The sequence below is a fragment of the Pseudomonas piscis genome, from assembly GCF_009380155.1.
Classification (GTDB): Bacteria; Pseudomonadota; Gammaproteobacteria; order Pseudomonadales; family Pseudomonadaceae; genus Aquipseudomonas; species Aquipseudomonas piscis.
Window position 1 is genome coordinate 1,032,048 of sequence record NZ_WHUV01000003.1, and the last position, 12,601, is coordinate 1,044,648.

Genomic DNA, 12,601 nt, shown 5'->3' on the forward strand with positions numbered 1-12,601 from the left:
TAACCGAGCGGTCTCTACAGGAAGCCTATACAGGGGGGAAATAGAAATGCAGTATTAAGTAAGGGTTTTTGTTTGCCCTTATCGATTGGACTGAGCATGAAGAAAAAATGACAAGGATGCACTGAATGAAAGCAGAGTTGCGAGGCGGCGAAAAAATCATCAAAGAAGGGCCGGCAAACCTTCAAAGAAGTATTGAGACGGTGGGCGGAAGGCTTTTTCTGACGAACCAGCGTCTGCTATTTGTCGCGCATAAAATTAACTTTCAAAGCGCTCCTGACGAGATTGAAATCTCAAACATCCAGTCATGGCAACCGGCATGGACTAGATTTTTAGGTCTTATCCCCATTTTCCCCAACTCTTTATCTGTTTTTACAAAGCAGGGTATAGAGTCTCGATTTGTACTATTTGGCCGTGACGCATGGGCTGCTGCCATTGCTGCAACCATGAATGGGGCCAATGGCTAAATAACCTTCAGTTTGAAATAGTCCGCCGCGCAAAGCCCGACAGCAGCCTTGTCGGGCTTTGTCGTTTCAGACAGTTCAAGGACCGGAACCATGGCAGAGCAGCTTTACTGGCACGATATCGAAGACACCCTGGGCCACTGGAGCGGCCTGGGCGTCGAGGTCGAACCCGGCGCCACGGACAAGCCGCCGCTGTACCTGCGCACCGGCGCGAATGCCCGGTTCAAGCTGATGCACCATGACACACCGCTGTTCTGGGCCACCATTGCCCGGGACCATGGCGGTGTCTGGCTGGTGCGCAAGCCGCTGGTCGATGGCGCTGAATGCCGGTTGCTCGCCCCCATCGACTCACCCACCGTCGAACAGCACGCGGCATTGGCGCCCGAGCTGCGGATCAAGGCCTGGAGCCGCTATTTCGTCAGCCGTCTGGGCGCCAGTGCCCGGCACTTCCTCACCCCTGGCTACTGGCTGGCCCAGGGCCTGGTGCCGGAGCCGTCCAGTACCGGCCACGGCCTGGACAAATGGCGCTTCACCTCGAGGGTCGACCCGTTGACCCACGTGCCCAGCTGGTTCCTGTATGGCGAGGACTTTCTCGACAACCTGCAACCCCAGACCCTGGAGTGGATCGACTGGTGGCACGGCGGCGGCAAGCTCATCGGCCTGCATCGCGTCGATCCACAGGCGGGGCGGCTCAAGTGGTGGCGCAAGAAGGCCCGGGAGGGCAGCCTGCCACCGGTGCTGTTGTGGTACGTCGGCGGACTGGCGTCCTACCTGGTGATCGATGGGCACTACCGTTTGCAGGCCGCCATCGCGGAAAATCTCGCGCCGTCCTTCATCGTCCTCAGTGCTACCTGCGCGCGCGACTTCACGCCGAGCCTCGAGCATCGGCAACGGGTCATGGATTCGCTGCACAAGCGTGGCGATACGGTGCCGCGCAACAAGACCTTGAGTACCGAGAACCTCAACCGAGTGCTGATCCAGGCTTTCGACGATCGGCCGCACTACGTCAGCGCGACCCAGGCCTGGGCCGGCAATGAACCCCAGGAGCAGTGGTGCGATGAGGTGCGCCAGTGCCTGATCGGGCAGGGGCTCGAAGGTGAGGTGGACGCAGTGATTGCCCGGCGTGGCTGACGGGGCCTCTGTTATAGTCGCGCCCGCGCGCCACAGGGCAGGGGATTAGGGACGATGGTGGAACAGGTTTTCTGGCGGGATATCGAGGATCTGGCTGGCAATTGGAGCGGCCTTGGGGTGGACGCCAGGCCTCCGGCCAACGGCAAGCCGAACCTGCGCCTGCTCAGTGGCGACAACCGGCGCATGCAGTTGGTCGTCGGAGGCCAGACGCTGCTCTGGGCCACCATGTCGCGCTGTCTCTACGGGGTGTGGCTGGTGCGCAACCAGCTGCCTGGGCAACTGCCGCAAACCCTGGTCGAGCCCATCGATTCGCCCCAGGTGGAACAACACTCGCGTCTCGCCCCGTCCCTGCAGCTCAAGGCCTGGAGTCGGTTTTTCGTCCAGCAGTTGCTGCGACATCAAGCGGATTTTCTCTACCCCGGCTATTGGTTGGTGCGGGCCCTGCAGCCTGCTGCCCACCCCTATGGGCGATCACTGCCCAGCGGCATCGACCAGTGGTACTTCAAAGGCGGCGAAGATGCCCTGAGCCATATGCCGCAGTGGACCATTGACGGCCGCAACATTCTCGACAACCGCCAGCCTGGCCCGGCGCGTTGGGTCGAACTCTGGGCAGGGGGTGGCGCGGTGGTTGGCCTGCATGGCGTCGATCCGCTGGCCGGGCGCCTGAAGTGGTGGCGCAAGAAGGCCCGTGAAGGCAGCTTGCCGCCGATCCTGTTGTGGTATGTCAGCGGCCTGAACAGCTACCTGATTCTTGACGGGCATTACCGTTTGCAGGCCGCCATCGATGAGAACCTGCCGCCGCAGTTCCTGGTGCTCAGCTCGCCGCGGGTGACGGCCTACGCCCCGAATCCGCAGGAGCAGCAGAAGGTACTGGGAGCGCTGCAGGTGCAGATCCAGCGCAAGAACCTGGAGACGGCGCGCTTGAACCAGCTGCTCATCAGCACCTTCGACGACCGGCCGTATCACGGCTTCGGCAGCCAGTCGTGGGCGGGGATCGCTTCGGAACAAGTGTGGATCGATCAGGTGAGGGGCATCCTCAAGGAGCGCGGTGACCTGAGCGACTTGGAGCAAGTTCTCGAACGCGAGGCGCCGGCAGAATTCCCCTGACCATCACCCCGCGGGTGCGCCGTGGCAATGTGGGGTTTTGCAGCGATGAACATTGATTTTCGCGATCGGCAAACTGGATAATGATAACAATTACCATTAGCGTGCCGGTCTCGATGCACAGTCCCGTAGACACCAAAGCCATAGTCGCCAACCTCTACAGCGAGAATTACCGCTGGTTGCGGGCCTGGCTGTATCGCCGATTGCAGTGTCCGCAGGATGCCGCGGACCTGACCCAGGACACCTTCGTGCGCACACTGACGGCCGGCCAGCTGGCCGATCTCAACGAGCCGCGGGCGTTTCTGGCCACGGTGGCCAAGCGCTTGTTGAGCAATCTGTTCCGACGCCGTGCCCTGGAGCAGCAGTACTTACTGGAACTGGCGCGGATGCCGCAGGTCTTCAGCCCCTCCGAAGAAGATCTGGCACTGGTGCGCGAAGCGCTGGAGTTGATCGACCGGCTGCTCGAGGGTTTGCCGCAACGGGCGCGCCATGCCTTTATCCTGCATCGCCTTGAAGGCCTGTCGCAGCCGCAGATCGCCGAGCGCCTGGAGGTGTCCCTGGCGACCGTCGAGCGCGACCTGCGGCGGGCCTTCCTGCATTGTCTCAGCGAGTGCGCTGCATGAGCCGTACTGCTATCGAACAGGCCAATCGCGCCGCGGTGGACTGGTTGCTGAAGCTGGAATCCAGCACGCCGGGCGATGCCGTGCAGCAGGCCTTTGCCCACTGGTTGGCGCACAGTGGTGAGCATGCCGCTGCCTGGCAGCGGGTCAACGCTGTGCTGAGCCAGCCCTTGCAGCATCTGCAGGGCGCCGAGCAGCGCAGCCCCGGGCAACTGCAAGCGGCTAGCCGAGCCTTGCGTTCGCTGCCTGCGCCCTCGCGGCGCAAAGTGCTGGGCGGCGGCCTGGCCCTGCTGTTGCTGGGGGGCGGCACTGCCGGCCTGGTCAACCGCGTGCTGCCCCTGGGCCATGTGCTGGCCGATCTGGATACCGCCACCGGCCAGCGCACCTCCAGGACCCTGGCCGATGGCAGCCGGATCCATCTGAATGCTCGCAGCGCGGTGGATATCCGCTTCGATGCCGAGCAGCGGCGCATCATCTTGCGTGAAGGCACGGTGCAGGTTGATGTCGCCGCCGACCCTGCGCGGCCGTTTATCGTCGAAAGCCGCGATGGACGAGTGCAGGCTCTGGGCACCCGTTTCATGGTCAGCCGCAACGATCTGGGCAGCCTGGTTTCTGTGCAGCAGCACAGCGTGCTGTTGACCACCTCCCAGGGGCGCCAGCAGCGAGTCGAGGCCGGGGACGCTTTTGCCTTCGATGGTCATGGCATCGAACGCCAGGCACCCTCGCTGCGCACCCGGGTGGACTGGCTCGACGGCCGCATCGATGTGCGCAACGAGCCCCTGGGCGAGTTGATCGAGTTGTTGCGGCCCTATCGCAGCGGCCTGCTACGCATCAGCCCGGAAGCCGCACGGGTTCGGGTCTATGGCGTGTTTCCTCTGGATGACAGCGATCAGGTGCTGCTGTCTCTCGGCGAAACCCTGCCGATCCAGGTCACCCGCCATGGCTTCTGGCTGACCCGCATCGAGTTGCGCTGATTTTTTCCAGAAAAACACCAGGACGATGAGGGGGTTGGGGTTTTCCCGTGTCCTGGTTATGGAAAGCCAACCTATAACGAGCCCTTCCCATGTCCCAGATTTTTTTCCGTCCCAGCCTGCTGGCGATGGCTGTCGTTCTGAGTTACGCCGCACTGCCCGTTGCCGCCCACGCCGCAGCCGAGCCGCAACAGGCCCAGGCCACCCGGTCGTTCGATCTGCCTGCCGGTGATCTGGGCGAGACCTTGAGCCACATCGCCCGGGACAGCGGTCGGGTGCTATCGGTGCCCCCGCAGTTGCTTGCCGGCAAGCGCGCCAGCCGGGTCAGCGGCCAGCTGACCCCAGAGCAAGCCATGCAGCAGGCCCTGGTGGGCAGCGGCCTCGGCCTGACCACCACCCCCAGCGGTACCTGGAGCCTCTACCCATTGCCAACGGGGTCGGCACTGCAGCTGCAACCGACCCATATCCAGGGCCAGGCCCAGGAGCAGGCCTGGGGGCCGGTGGACGGCTACGTGGCGACCCGCAGCGCCACCGCGACCAAGACCGACACGCCGATCCTGGAAATTCCCCAGACCATCAACGTAGTCACCGCCGATCAAGTGCAGACCCAGGGCGCGCGCAACCTGACCCAGGTCCTGCGCTACACGCCGGGGCTGAGCGTCAATGGCTACACCGACCGCAACACCATTGCCGACGAGATCACCAGCCGCGGTTTCGCCCCGACCCCGCTGTACCTCGATGGTGCCTACTTGCCGTATGCCGGCAGCCTTGGGGGCGCGCCGCAGATCGATCCCTATACCCTGGAACGTATCGAGGTCCTCAAGGGGCCGTCATCGGTGCTCTATGGGCAGAACCAGCCCGGCGGCCTGGTGAACATGGTCTCCAAGCGTCCTGCCAGCACCGCCCAGCATCAGGTCAAGTTCGGCCTGGGCAGCTATGACCGGGTCAATGGCGCCCTGGACAGCAGCGGGCCGCTGGATGATCAAGGAGAGTTTTCCTACCGCCTGGTCGGTGTGGCGAAGAAGGGCGGCGAGCAGGTGCTGCATACCAACAGCCAGCGCACCCTGCTGGCGCCGAGCCTGAGCTGGAGTCCGAGCGATGCCACCCGCCTGACCCTGTATGCGCAGATTCAGCGTGACGACGGCCTGGCGGACTATCAGGCGCTGCCGATGATCGGCACCCTCAAGCGTGGTCCCGATGGGCGCAAGATCGACCGTGATTTCTTCAACGGCGATTCGCGCTACAACGACTACAAGCGCGACCAGTACATCCTTGGCTATGACTTCAGCCAGGCCCTCAACGACGACTTGAAATGGCGCTCCACCGCGCGCTACATCGATGTGCGCGACCGTTACAAGGGCTTCTTTCTGCGGGGCTTCGTCACCGATGCCGGCGGCGTCACCGACTACACCCGGGCCACCCGTACCAAGCTCGACTGGCAACAGCACAACACCGCCTACACCCTGAACAACAACCTGGAGTATCGCTTCAACACCGGCGCTCTCGAACACACCGCCCTGGCCGGCGTGGACTACCGTCACTTCAACCGCAAGTACACCGGCTACAACGCCTATGGGGTATTGCCGGTTGACCTGTACGGCAAGAACAACTACGACACCGGCAGCGTGACCCCGGAGCTGACCACCCGCTGGGACAACACGATCAAGCAGACTGGTATCTATGCCCAGGACCAGATCAAGCTCGACCAGTGGATCCTGACCATCGGCGGCCGCCAGGACTGGGCCGAAGTGGAAAACAAGGACTTGCTGGCCCGCAGCATCGTCGAACAGCGCGATCATAAATTCACCGGCCGGGTGGGTCTGACCTACGTCACCGAGTTCGGCCTGGCGCCCTATGTCAGCTACTCGCAGTCGTTCCTGCCGACCGTGGGTACCGGGGCCCCGGAGCGCGGCGCCAAGGCCTTTAAACCGACCGAGGGCGAGCAGTATGAAGTGGGGGTGAAGTACCAGCCCCTGGACAAGACGCTGATGACCGCGTCGGTGTTCCAGGTGAAGCAGAAGAACGCCCTGACCAGCGACATCGACTACCCCGAATACAACGCGCAGCAGGGTGAGATCCGCTCCCGGGGCATCGAACTGGAAATCAAGTCCAGCCTGGACAACATCGACATGATGGCCGCCGCCACCTACATCGACTCCTTCTATACCAAGGCCAATGACTCCACCAAGGGCAATCGCAATGAGGCCCAGGCGCCAGTCTCGGCCAGTGCCTGGGTCGACTACCACTTCACCCAGGCGGCGCTCAACGGCCTGACCTTTGGCGTGGGTGCGCGCTACACCGGCAGAAAACCGGGGGACTCGAACAGCACCTTCAGCACACCGGCCTATGTGGTGTACGACACCACCGTCAGCTATGACCTGGGCAAGCTCGATCCGAGCCTGCGGGGGCTGAAAAGCAGCCTCAACGTGCAGAACCTGTTTGACCGGGAATACGTCTCCGACTGCAACTACAACTTTGGCTGCTACTACGGCCAGGAGCGCGTGGCCTCGGTGGAAATGAGCTACGACTGGTAAGGCCGGGCAGGATGCTCGAATGAAGGGGAGGCTGCCCTCGCGATGATGTTCATGGCGAGGGCGCTTGCTTGTGCTCAGTGGCGTCGTGGTCCTGGCGTTGCGGTGTATCAGGCAGCCCGCAGGGTGTGGCTGGGGAGCACACCCCAGCCGGAGCATGCGCCCTCTACTTCGGACCCAGGATCTGCGTCAGCTTGCCCGGGGCCGGGGCGCCTTGCTGTTGTTGCAGCTCGCCTTTGTCGTCCAGGTAGAAGATCGCCGGGGTGGCCGACAGCTCCAGTTCCTCCATGAGCTTCATGTTGGCGTCGAGCTTGGCCTGGATCGCTTTGGGGATGCTTTGCAGGGGTTTCAGGCTGCTGCCCTTGCCGGCCTTCTCGTGATCCTGCAGGGCCTGGCTCGGGTCCTTGGCGGCCAGCAGGGCGGCGGATTTGCCTGGGCTGTCCTCGCGGATGATGCCGACCATGATGTGCCGCAGTTGCACCTTGCCGGCCTTGACCCAGGGCCGGGCTTGTTCCCAGAACATGTTGCAGTAGGGGCAGTTGGGGTCGCTGAACAGGTAGACGATACGTGGCGCATCGGCCTTGCCGTCGGCGATCCAGTCGCTTTTCTCCAGGTTGCCCCAGACTTCCTTGGCCATCGGTGCATAGACCAGTTTCTGCAACGGTTCGGCGCTGAGGTCCTTGCCGTCGGCGTCGTACAGGTTGCCCAGCAGCACGTGTTGGCCATCGGCGGTCAGGTACAGGGTCATGCCGCGGTTCTGGTACTGCGCGGCATAACCCTTGAGGCCAGCCGGAGCGTCGAAGCTGCCGATGATCTTGGCGCCCTTGGCCTCGATCTTGCGGATCGGCGCGGGCAGTTCCTCGGCCTGCAGCAGCGGGACATTGAGCAGTGCCGCGCCCAGGGACAGGCTCAGCAGGTGGCGGATGAAGGGCATGGGGGTTTCCTTGAGGGGGCGACCGGAGTCGGATGGATGCCGTCGAAGTTCTCCAGGGCGCGGGCCAGGCTGGCCTCCGAGAGTTCCCCGAGATGGCTGCCGAGCAGGCGGCCGTCGGCGCTGTAGAACAGGGTGGTGGGCAGGGCCATGGAGCCCACGGCCTTGCCCAGGCGGCCACTGCCGTCGAACAGTACGTTGTCCAGGTTCAGTTCCTGGGTGGCCAGGAAGGTGGCGACGCTCTGCATGCTCTCGGCCTGGTTAACGAACAGGAAGGTCAGGTCCGGGCGTTGTTGCTGGGCTTTTTCCAGCACCGGCATTTCCCGCCGGCAGGGCGGGCACCAGGTGGCCCAGAGGTTGATCACCAGCGGCCCGCCCTGGTAGTCGGTGAGCTGCACGGTGTCGCCGTTGGCGTTGCGCAGGGCCACTTCCGGCAGGCGCGTACCCTGGTCGTAGAGGCTCAGGGACAGAGTCGCCAGCAGCCAGAACGCCAGGCCGGTAGCGATCCCGGCGCCCAGGGGACGGCGCAGGGCCGGGCGTTTCCAACCCCAGGCCAGGGCTGCCAGGAGCATGACCAGTACCCCGGGCCAGGCGAGGAAACCGCCGTCGCGCAGGTCGATGGTCATCCACAGGTCGTCCCGGTAGTGCCTCCAGTAGGCGATGACGAAACTGACCCGGGCGGCGAGCATGCCGATCAGGAACAGCGAGAACAGCACCGACTCCGGGTTGTCACCGCCGCGCTTGGCCACGCGCCAGCCCACCAGCGTGGCCAGGGCCAGGGCGCTGATCAGCAGCAGGTGGTTGAGGGCGATGGCGAAGGTGCCGATGGTAAAGGTCAGCATCAGCGGGCTTCCAGGGTCTGGGTCCAGCGTTGCAGGAAGGTCGCGGCATCCACTTCGCCGGTGATGCGCTGGCTGCGGCGCTCGCTGCCATCCGGGCCGATCCACAGCATGCTGGGAGGTCCCGGTACCTTGTAGCGACCGAGCAGTTCGCGGCCGTCGGCATTATCCAGGGTCACGTCCAGGCGCAGCAGGCGCACGTCCTTCAGGGTTTCGAGGACCTGGGGCTGGCCGAATACGGTCTTCTCCATGATCTTGCACGACACGCACCAGTCGGCGTAGTAGTCCAGCAGCACCCATTGGCCCTGGGCCTGGGCGCTGTCCAGGGCGCCTTGCAGCTGGGCAGGGGTCTTGACCGTGGTGAAGGCGTCGTGGGCACTGGCGTTGCTGGCGGGGGCGCCGCCGCTGTAGACCTTCAGCGGGTGCAGCAGGTCGTCGCTGCCGCCAGCGGCACCCACCAGCAGCACGCTGCCCCAGATGCCGAACAGCAACGCACCGGCACCGAACAGGTGCAGCAGGCGCCCGGCGATCACCCGTTGCTGCCAGGCGCAGTAGGCCAGTACCAGGGCCAGGGCACCCCACAGGCCGATCCACAGGCTGGCGTTCAGCACCGGACGCAGCATGTAGATGGCGGTGCCGAGGAAAAGGATGCCGAACACGCCCTTGAGCAGGTTCATCCAGGGGCCGGGCTTGGGCAGGAAGCGGTTGCCCAGGGTCACCAGCAGCAACAACGGCAGGCCGATGCCCAGGCCCAGGGCGAACAGCGCCAGGCCGCCAAACAGGGCATTGCCGGTCTGGGCGATATACAGCAGGCCACCGGCCAGGGGGGCGGTCATGCACGGGCCCACCAGCAGCGCGGACAGGGCGCCGAGGACCCCGCAACCGATCAGGCTGCCGCCCTGGCGCTGGCGGCTGGCGCCTTCCAGGCGATCGCGCAGGAAGGCTGGCATCTGCAATTCGAAGAAACCGAACATCGGCAAGGCCAGCAGTACGAACAATGCGGCGAAGCTGCCCAGGACCCAGGGTTGCTGCAGCCAGGCCTGCAGGTTGCTGCCCAGCAGGGCGGCGATCACGCCCATGCCGGCGTAAACCAGGGCCATGCACAACACATAGCTGGAAGCCAGGGCCAGGCCCCGGCGCGGGCTGGCGCCACTGCCCACCACCATTCCGGCGAGGATCGGCAGCATCGGCAGCGAGCAGGGAGCGAAGGCCAGCAGCAGGCCGAAGCCGAAGAACGCCAGCAGGCCCAGGCCCCAGGATTTCTGTTGCAGGTCGTTGGCCAGCAGTTGGTCTTGGGCCGCTGCGGTGCCGCTCTGGGCGCCGGCGCTAGCCGCTGCGGCCGGGGCTCCGCCCAGGTCCACCTCCAGGGTTTGCGGTGGGTAGCACAGGCCGGCGTCGGCGCAGCCTTGCCAGCCCAGCTTGACCTTGCCCGTGGCGGTTGCCGGCAGCTTCACCTCCAGGCCCTGGCGGTACACGGTCTGGTCGCCGAAGAATTCGTCGCTATGGGCTTCGCCCGCCGGCAGGCTCGGCTGCTGCTCCGGCTGCAGGCCGTCGAACTTCAGGCGCTTCTGGTACAGGTAATAGCCGTCGGCGATCTGCCAGAACAGCTGGGTCTCGCCCGAGGGCAGACGCTCGGAGCTGAATACGAACGCCTGGCCCACCGGCAGGAAGTCGGGCTTGACCTCGAACGGATTGTTGCCGGCTTGTGCCAGGGTGGTGAACAGCATGAACAACAGGATGAACAATCGACGCATGGTCAAGCCTTAAACCGGTGCAAGTTGCGAGCACAATGGCCGGCCCTGATTAACCGATGATTAAACCGCGCCTTGTGGCCCGGAGCGGGCGGGCATAATGTCCGCTTAATCCGCCGCTTGCTTAATCAACGCCCTTTGTACAGGACCGACCATGCACGTACTTGTCTGTGAAGATGATGAGCTGATCGCCAGCGGGATCGTCGCCGGCCTCACGGCCCAGGGCCTGACGGTCGAGCATGTGGCCACCGCTTCGGCGGCGCGGGCCATGCTCGGCGTGGCCGATTTCGACGTGATGGTACTGGATCTTGGCCTGCCGGATGAAGATGGCCTGAAACTGCTCAAGCAGCAGCGCCAGCAGGGCCTGGAGATCCCGGTGCTGATCCTCACCGCCCGGGACGCGGTGACCGACCGGGTCGACGGCCTGCAGGCCGGTGCCGACGACTACCTGCTCAAGCCCTTCGACCTGCGCGAACTGGCGGCGCGCCTGCATACCCTGTTGCGCCGGGCGGCGGGACGCAGCGTCAACCTGATCGAGCACGGGCGCCTGACCTACGACCCCAGCACCCGCGAGACCCTGCTCGGTGGGCAGCCGGTGGACCTGTCCCGGCGCGAGCAGTCGTTGCTTCAGGCTTTGCTGCACAACCGCGGCCGGGTGCTGTCCAGCGAGCAGCTCAAGGACAGTGTCTATGGCTTCAACGACGAGCTGGAGAGCAACGCCTTGAACGTGCACATCCATCACCTGCGGCGCAAGCTCGGCAATGGCATCGTCGAGACCGTACGGGGCCTGGGCTATCGCCTGGGGCCGGCGGATGGCGAGGAGAGTCGCTAAGTGAGAAGCCTGCGCCTGCGCCTGAGCGTAACCCTGGGCGCTGCCTTCATCCTGATCTGGACCCTGGCCGCCGCCTGGATGCTCAGCGATTTGCGCAACCAGATGATGTTCTCCCTGGACCAGCGCCTGGTGGCTTCGGCACGGATGGTCGCGGGCCTCTTGGAGCAGATGCCGGCTCTGCCATCCCATGGTCCGCACGATCACATCGACAGTGCCGCCCTGAGCATTCCCGGCGGCATGGCTTGCCAGGTCAGCTCCCTGCGTGGACAGATCCTGGCTCGTAGCCACAGTACTCCCGATCACACGCTGGAAGCCGAGAAGCTGGGGTTCCACGACCAGATGATCGACGACGCGCCCTGGCGCACCTTCACCCTGGTGCGCGGCGACCTGCGCATCACCACCGCCGACCGCCAGGTGGAGCGCGAGGCCCTGAACTTGTCGATCCTGTTGGCGGCTTCGGTGCCGGTGGGCGTGGCCCTGCTGGGGTGCCTGTGGCTGTTGTGGCTGGGGATCGGCCAGAGCCTGGCGCCGCTGAACCGCATCCGTGATGCTCTGATGCGGCGTAGCGCCGACTCCCTGGAGCCGCTGCAGATCCAGCCCATGCCCAGCGAGTTGCGCCCGCTGCTGGAAACCCAGAACCAGCTGTTCCAGCGCATTGCCCGGACCATCGAGCGCGAGCGGCGGCTGACCGGCGATGCCGCCCATGAACTGCGCAGCCCGCTGACGGCGATCAAGACCCACTTGCAAGTGGCGCGAATGACCGAGGGAGCGGCCCACGACCAGGCTCTGGCCCGGGCCGAGGAGGGCGCCGATCGCATGCATCGGACCCTGGAGCAGCTGTTGTTGCTGGCTCGCGTCGAGGGCAGCCTGTCGTTCGATGACGGTGTGCAGTGCACGGCGGAGCAGGTGGCGCGCCTGGCGATCCAGGACGCGGTCGTCGGTGCCCGCCAGCGGGTCCAGTTGAATCTGGAGCCGACCGCGGCTGGCGCTGCGGTGGATATGCCCTCGACCCTGGCCATCGCCGCCTTGCGCAACCTGCTGGACAATGCCCTGCGCCATACGCCCGAAGAATGTCCGGTGGAGCTGAACCTGGAGCTGGTCGCCGGCCGTGTGCGTTTCCAGGTGCGGGACCACGGCCAGGGGATTCCCGAGGCAGACCTGCAACACCTGACCCAACGCTTCTGGCGTGACAGCCAGAGCAGTGGTTGCGGCCTGGGGTTGGCGATCGTCCAGGCCATCGTCCAGCGCTGTGGCTGCGAGCTGCATTTCGACAGCCAGCCCGATGGCCTGCGGGTGGAACTGACCCTGCCTGCCCGGCGCGCTTGAGCCGCCCTGGCCCGGGACGGGCCTTTGGGCAATTTCCCCGATCCAAGGTGTAAATCCCGACGCTGCTGGTGCGTTTTCAGAACAGGAAAACCTGTCAATGCGCA

The 12,601-nt window shown here is 64.7% G+C and carries 11 protein-coding genes; 8 read left to right on the forward strand and 3 right to left on the reverse strand.

What is annotated here, in order from left to right:
* Positions 1-125 precede the first annotated feature (125 nt).
* From GDH07_RS21755 to GDH07_RS21780, 6 genes are all read left to right on the forward strand, one after another.
* Complete coding sequence (locus tag GDH07_RS21755) at positions 126-464, forward strand: hypothetical protein (RefSeq protein WP_152898834.1); 339 nt, start codon at positions 126-128, stop codon at positions 462-464.
* Between the two features lie 90 nt (positions 465-554).
* Positions 555-1,592: a hypothetical protein gene (locus tag GDH07_RS21760; protein WP_152898835.1), complete on the forward strand. Its 1,038-nt coding sequence runs from the start codon at positions 555-557 to the stop codon at positions 1,590-1,592.
* Between the two features lie 54 nt (positions 1,593-1,646).
* On the forward strand, positions 1,647-2,699 hold the full coding sequence (locus tag GDH07_RS21765; RefSeq protein ID WP_152898836.1) for a hypothetical protein: 1,053 nt from the start codon (positions 1,647-1,649) through the stop codon (positions 2,697-2,699).
* Between the two features lie 113 nt (positions 2,700-2,812).
* Complete coding sequence (locus tag GDH07_RS21770) at positions 2,813-3,319, forward strand: sigma-70 family RNA polymerase sigma factor (protein WP_152898837.1); 507 nt, start codon at positions 2,813-2,815, stop codon at positions 3,317-3,319.
* The gene (locus GDH07_RS21775; protein ID WP_022639975.1) at positions 3,316-4,290 is read left to right on the forward strand and encodes a FecR family protein; all 975 of its coding nucleotides are present in this window, start codon (positions 3,316-3,318) and stop codon (positions 4,288-4,290) included. The genes GDH07_RS21770 and GDH07_RS21775 overlap by 4 nt, the downstream gene beginning before the upstream one ends.
* An 89-nt stretch (positions 4,291-4,379) precedes the next feature.
* On the forward strand, positions 4,380-6,821 hold the full coding sequence (locus GDH07_RS21780; RefSeq protein WP_152898838.1) for a TonB-dependent siderophore receptor: 2,442 nt from the start codon (positions 4,380-4,382) through the stop codon (positions 6,819-6,821).
* 163 nt (positions 6,822-6,984) lie between these two features.
* On the opposite strand, the gene dsbG is transcribed toward GDH07_RS21780, so the two are convergent.
* Genes dsbG through dsbD form a run of 3 tightly spaced genes read right to left on the reverse strand, consistent with a single transcriptional unit; the run spans position 6,985 to position 10,342 of the window.
* Positions 6,985-7,752, reverse strand: coding sequence for a thiol:disulfide interchange protein DsbG (gene dsbG / locus GDH07_RS21785; RefSeq protein WP_022639972.1), 768 nt, complete (start codon positions 7,750-7,752; stop codon positions 6,985-6,987).
* Positions 7,728-8,591, reverse strand: a complete 864-nt coding sequence (locus GDH07_RS21790) for a TlpA disulfide reductase family protein (protein ID WP_022639971.1) — start codon at positions 8,589-8,591, stop codon at positions 7,728-7,730. Before GDH07_RS21790 ends, dsbG begins: the two co-directional genes overlap by 25 nt.
* Positions 8,591-10,342 (reverse strand): protein-disulfide reductase DsbD, encoded by a 1,752-nt coding sequence (dsbD, locus tag GDH07_RS21795; protein ID WP_152898839.1) that lies wholly within the window; start codon positions 10,340-10,342, stop codon positions 8,591-8,593. The genes GDH07_RS21790 and dsbD overlap by 1 nt, the downstream gene beginning before the upstream one ends.
* Before the next feature lie 151 nt (positions 10,343-10,493).
* Between dsbD and GDH07_RS21800 the strand changes: the two genes are divergently transcribed.
* Together GDH07_RS21800 and GDH07_RS21805 are read left to right on the forward strand one after the other, a co-directional pair.
* Positions 10,494-11,171 (forward strand): response regulator, encoded by a 678-nt coding sequence (locus tag GDH07_RS21800; protein ID WP_022639968.1) that lies wholly within the window; start codon positions 10,494-10,496, stop codon positions 11,169-11,171.
* The gene (locus GDH07_RS21805) at positions 11,172-12,497 is read left to right on the forward strand and encodes an ATP-binding protein (RefSeq protein WP_343038308.1); all 1,326 of its coding nucleotides are present in this window, start codon (positions 11,172-11,174) and stop codon (positions 12,495-12,497) included.
* Positions 12,498-12,601: the final 104 nt, after the last annotated feature.

Excerpts from the sequence above, each read along its gene's own strand:
- GDH07_RS21755 (WP_152898834.1), top strand. The coding sequence starts at position 126 with ATGAAAGCAGAGTTGCGAGGCGGCGAAAAAATCATCAAAGAAGGGCCG.
- GDH07_RS21760 (WP_152898835.1), top strand. The coding sequence starts at position 555 with ATGGCAGAGCAGCTTTACTGGCACGATATCGAAGACACCCTGGGCCAC.
- GDH07_RS21765 (WP_152898836.1), top strand. The coding sequence starts at position 1,647 with ATGGTGGAACAGGTTTTCTGGCGGGATATCGAGGATCTGGCTGGCAAT.
- GDH07_RS21770 (WP_152898837.1), top strand. The coding sequence starts at position 2,813 with ATGCACAGTCCCGTAGACACCAAAGCCATAGTCGCCAACCTCTACAGC.
- GDH07_RS21775 (WP_022639975.1), top strand. The coding sequence starts at position 3,316 with ATGAGCCGTACTGCTATCGAACAGGCCAATCGCGCCGCGGTGGACTGG.
- GDH07_RS21780 (WP_152898838.1), top strand. The coding sequence starts at position 4,380 with ATGTCCCAGATTTTTTTCCGTCCCAGCCTGCTGGCGATGGCTGTCGTT.
- dsbG (WP_022639972.1), bottom strand. The coding sequence starts at position 7,752 with ATGCCCTTCATCCGCCACCTGCTGAGCCTGTCCCTGGGCGCGGCACTG.
- GDH07_RS21790 (WP_022639971.1), bottom strand. The coding sequence starts at position 8,591 with ATGCTGACCTTTACCATCGGCACCTTCGCCATCGCCCTCAACCACCTG.
- dsbD (WP_152898839.1), bottom strand. The coding sequence starts at position 10,342 with ATGCGTCGATTGTTCATCCTGTTGTTCATGCTGTTCACCACCCTGGCA.
- GDH07_RS21800 (WP_022639968.1), top strand. The coding sequence starts at position 10,494 with ATGCACGTACTTGTCTGTGAAGATGATGAGCTGATCGCCAGCGGGATC.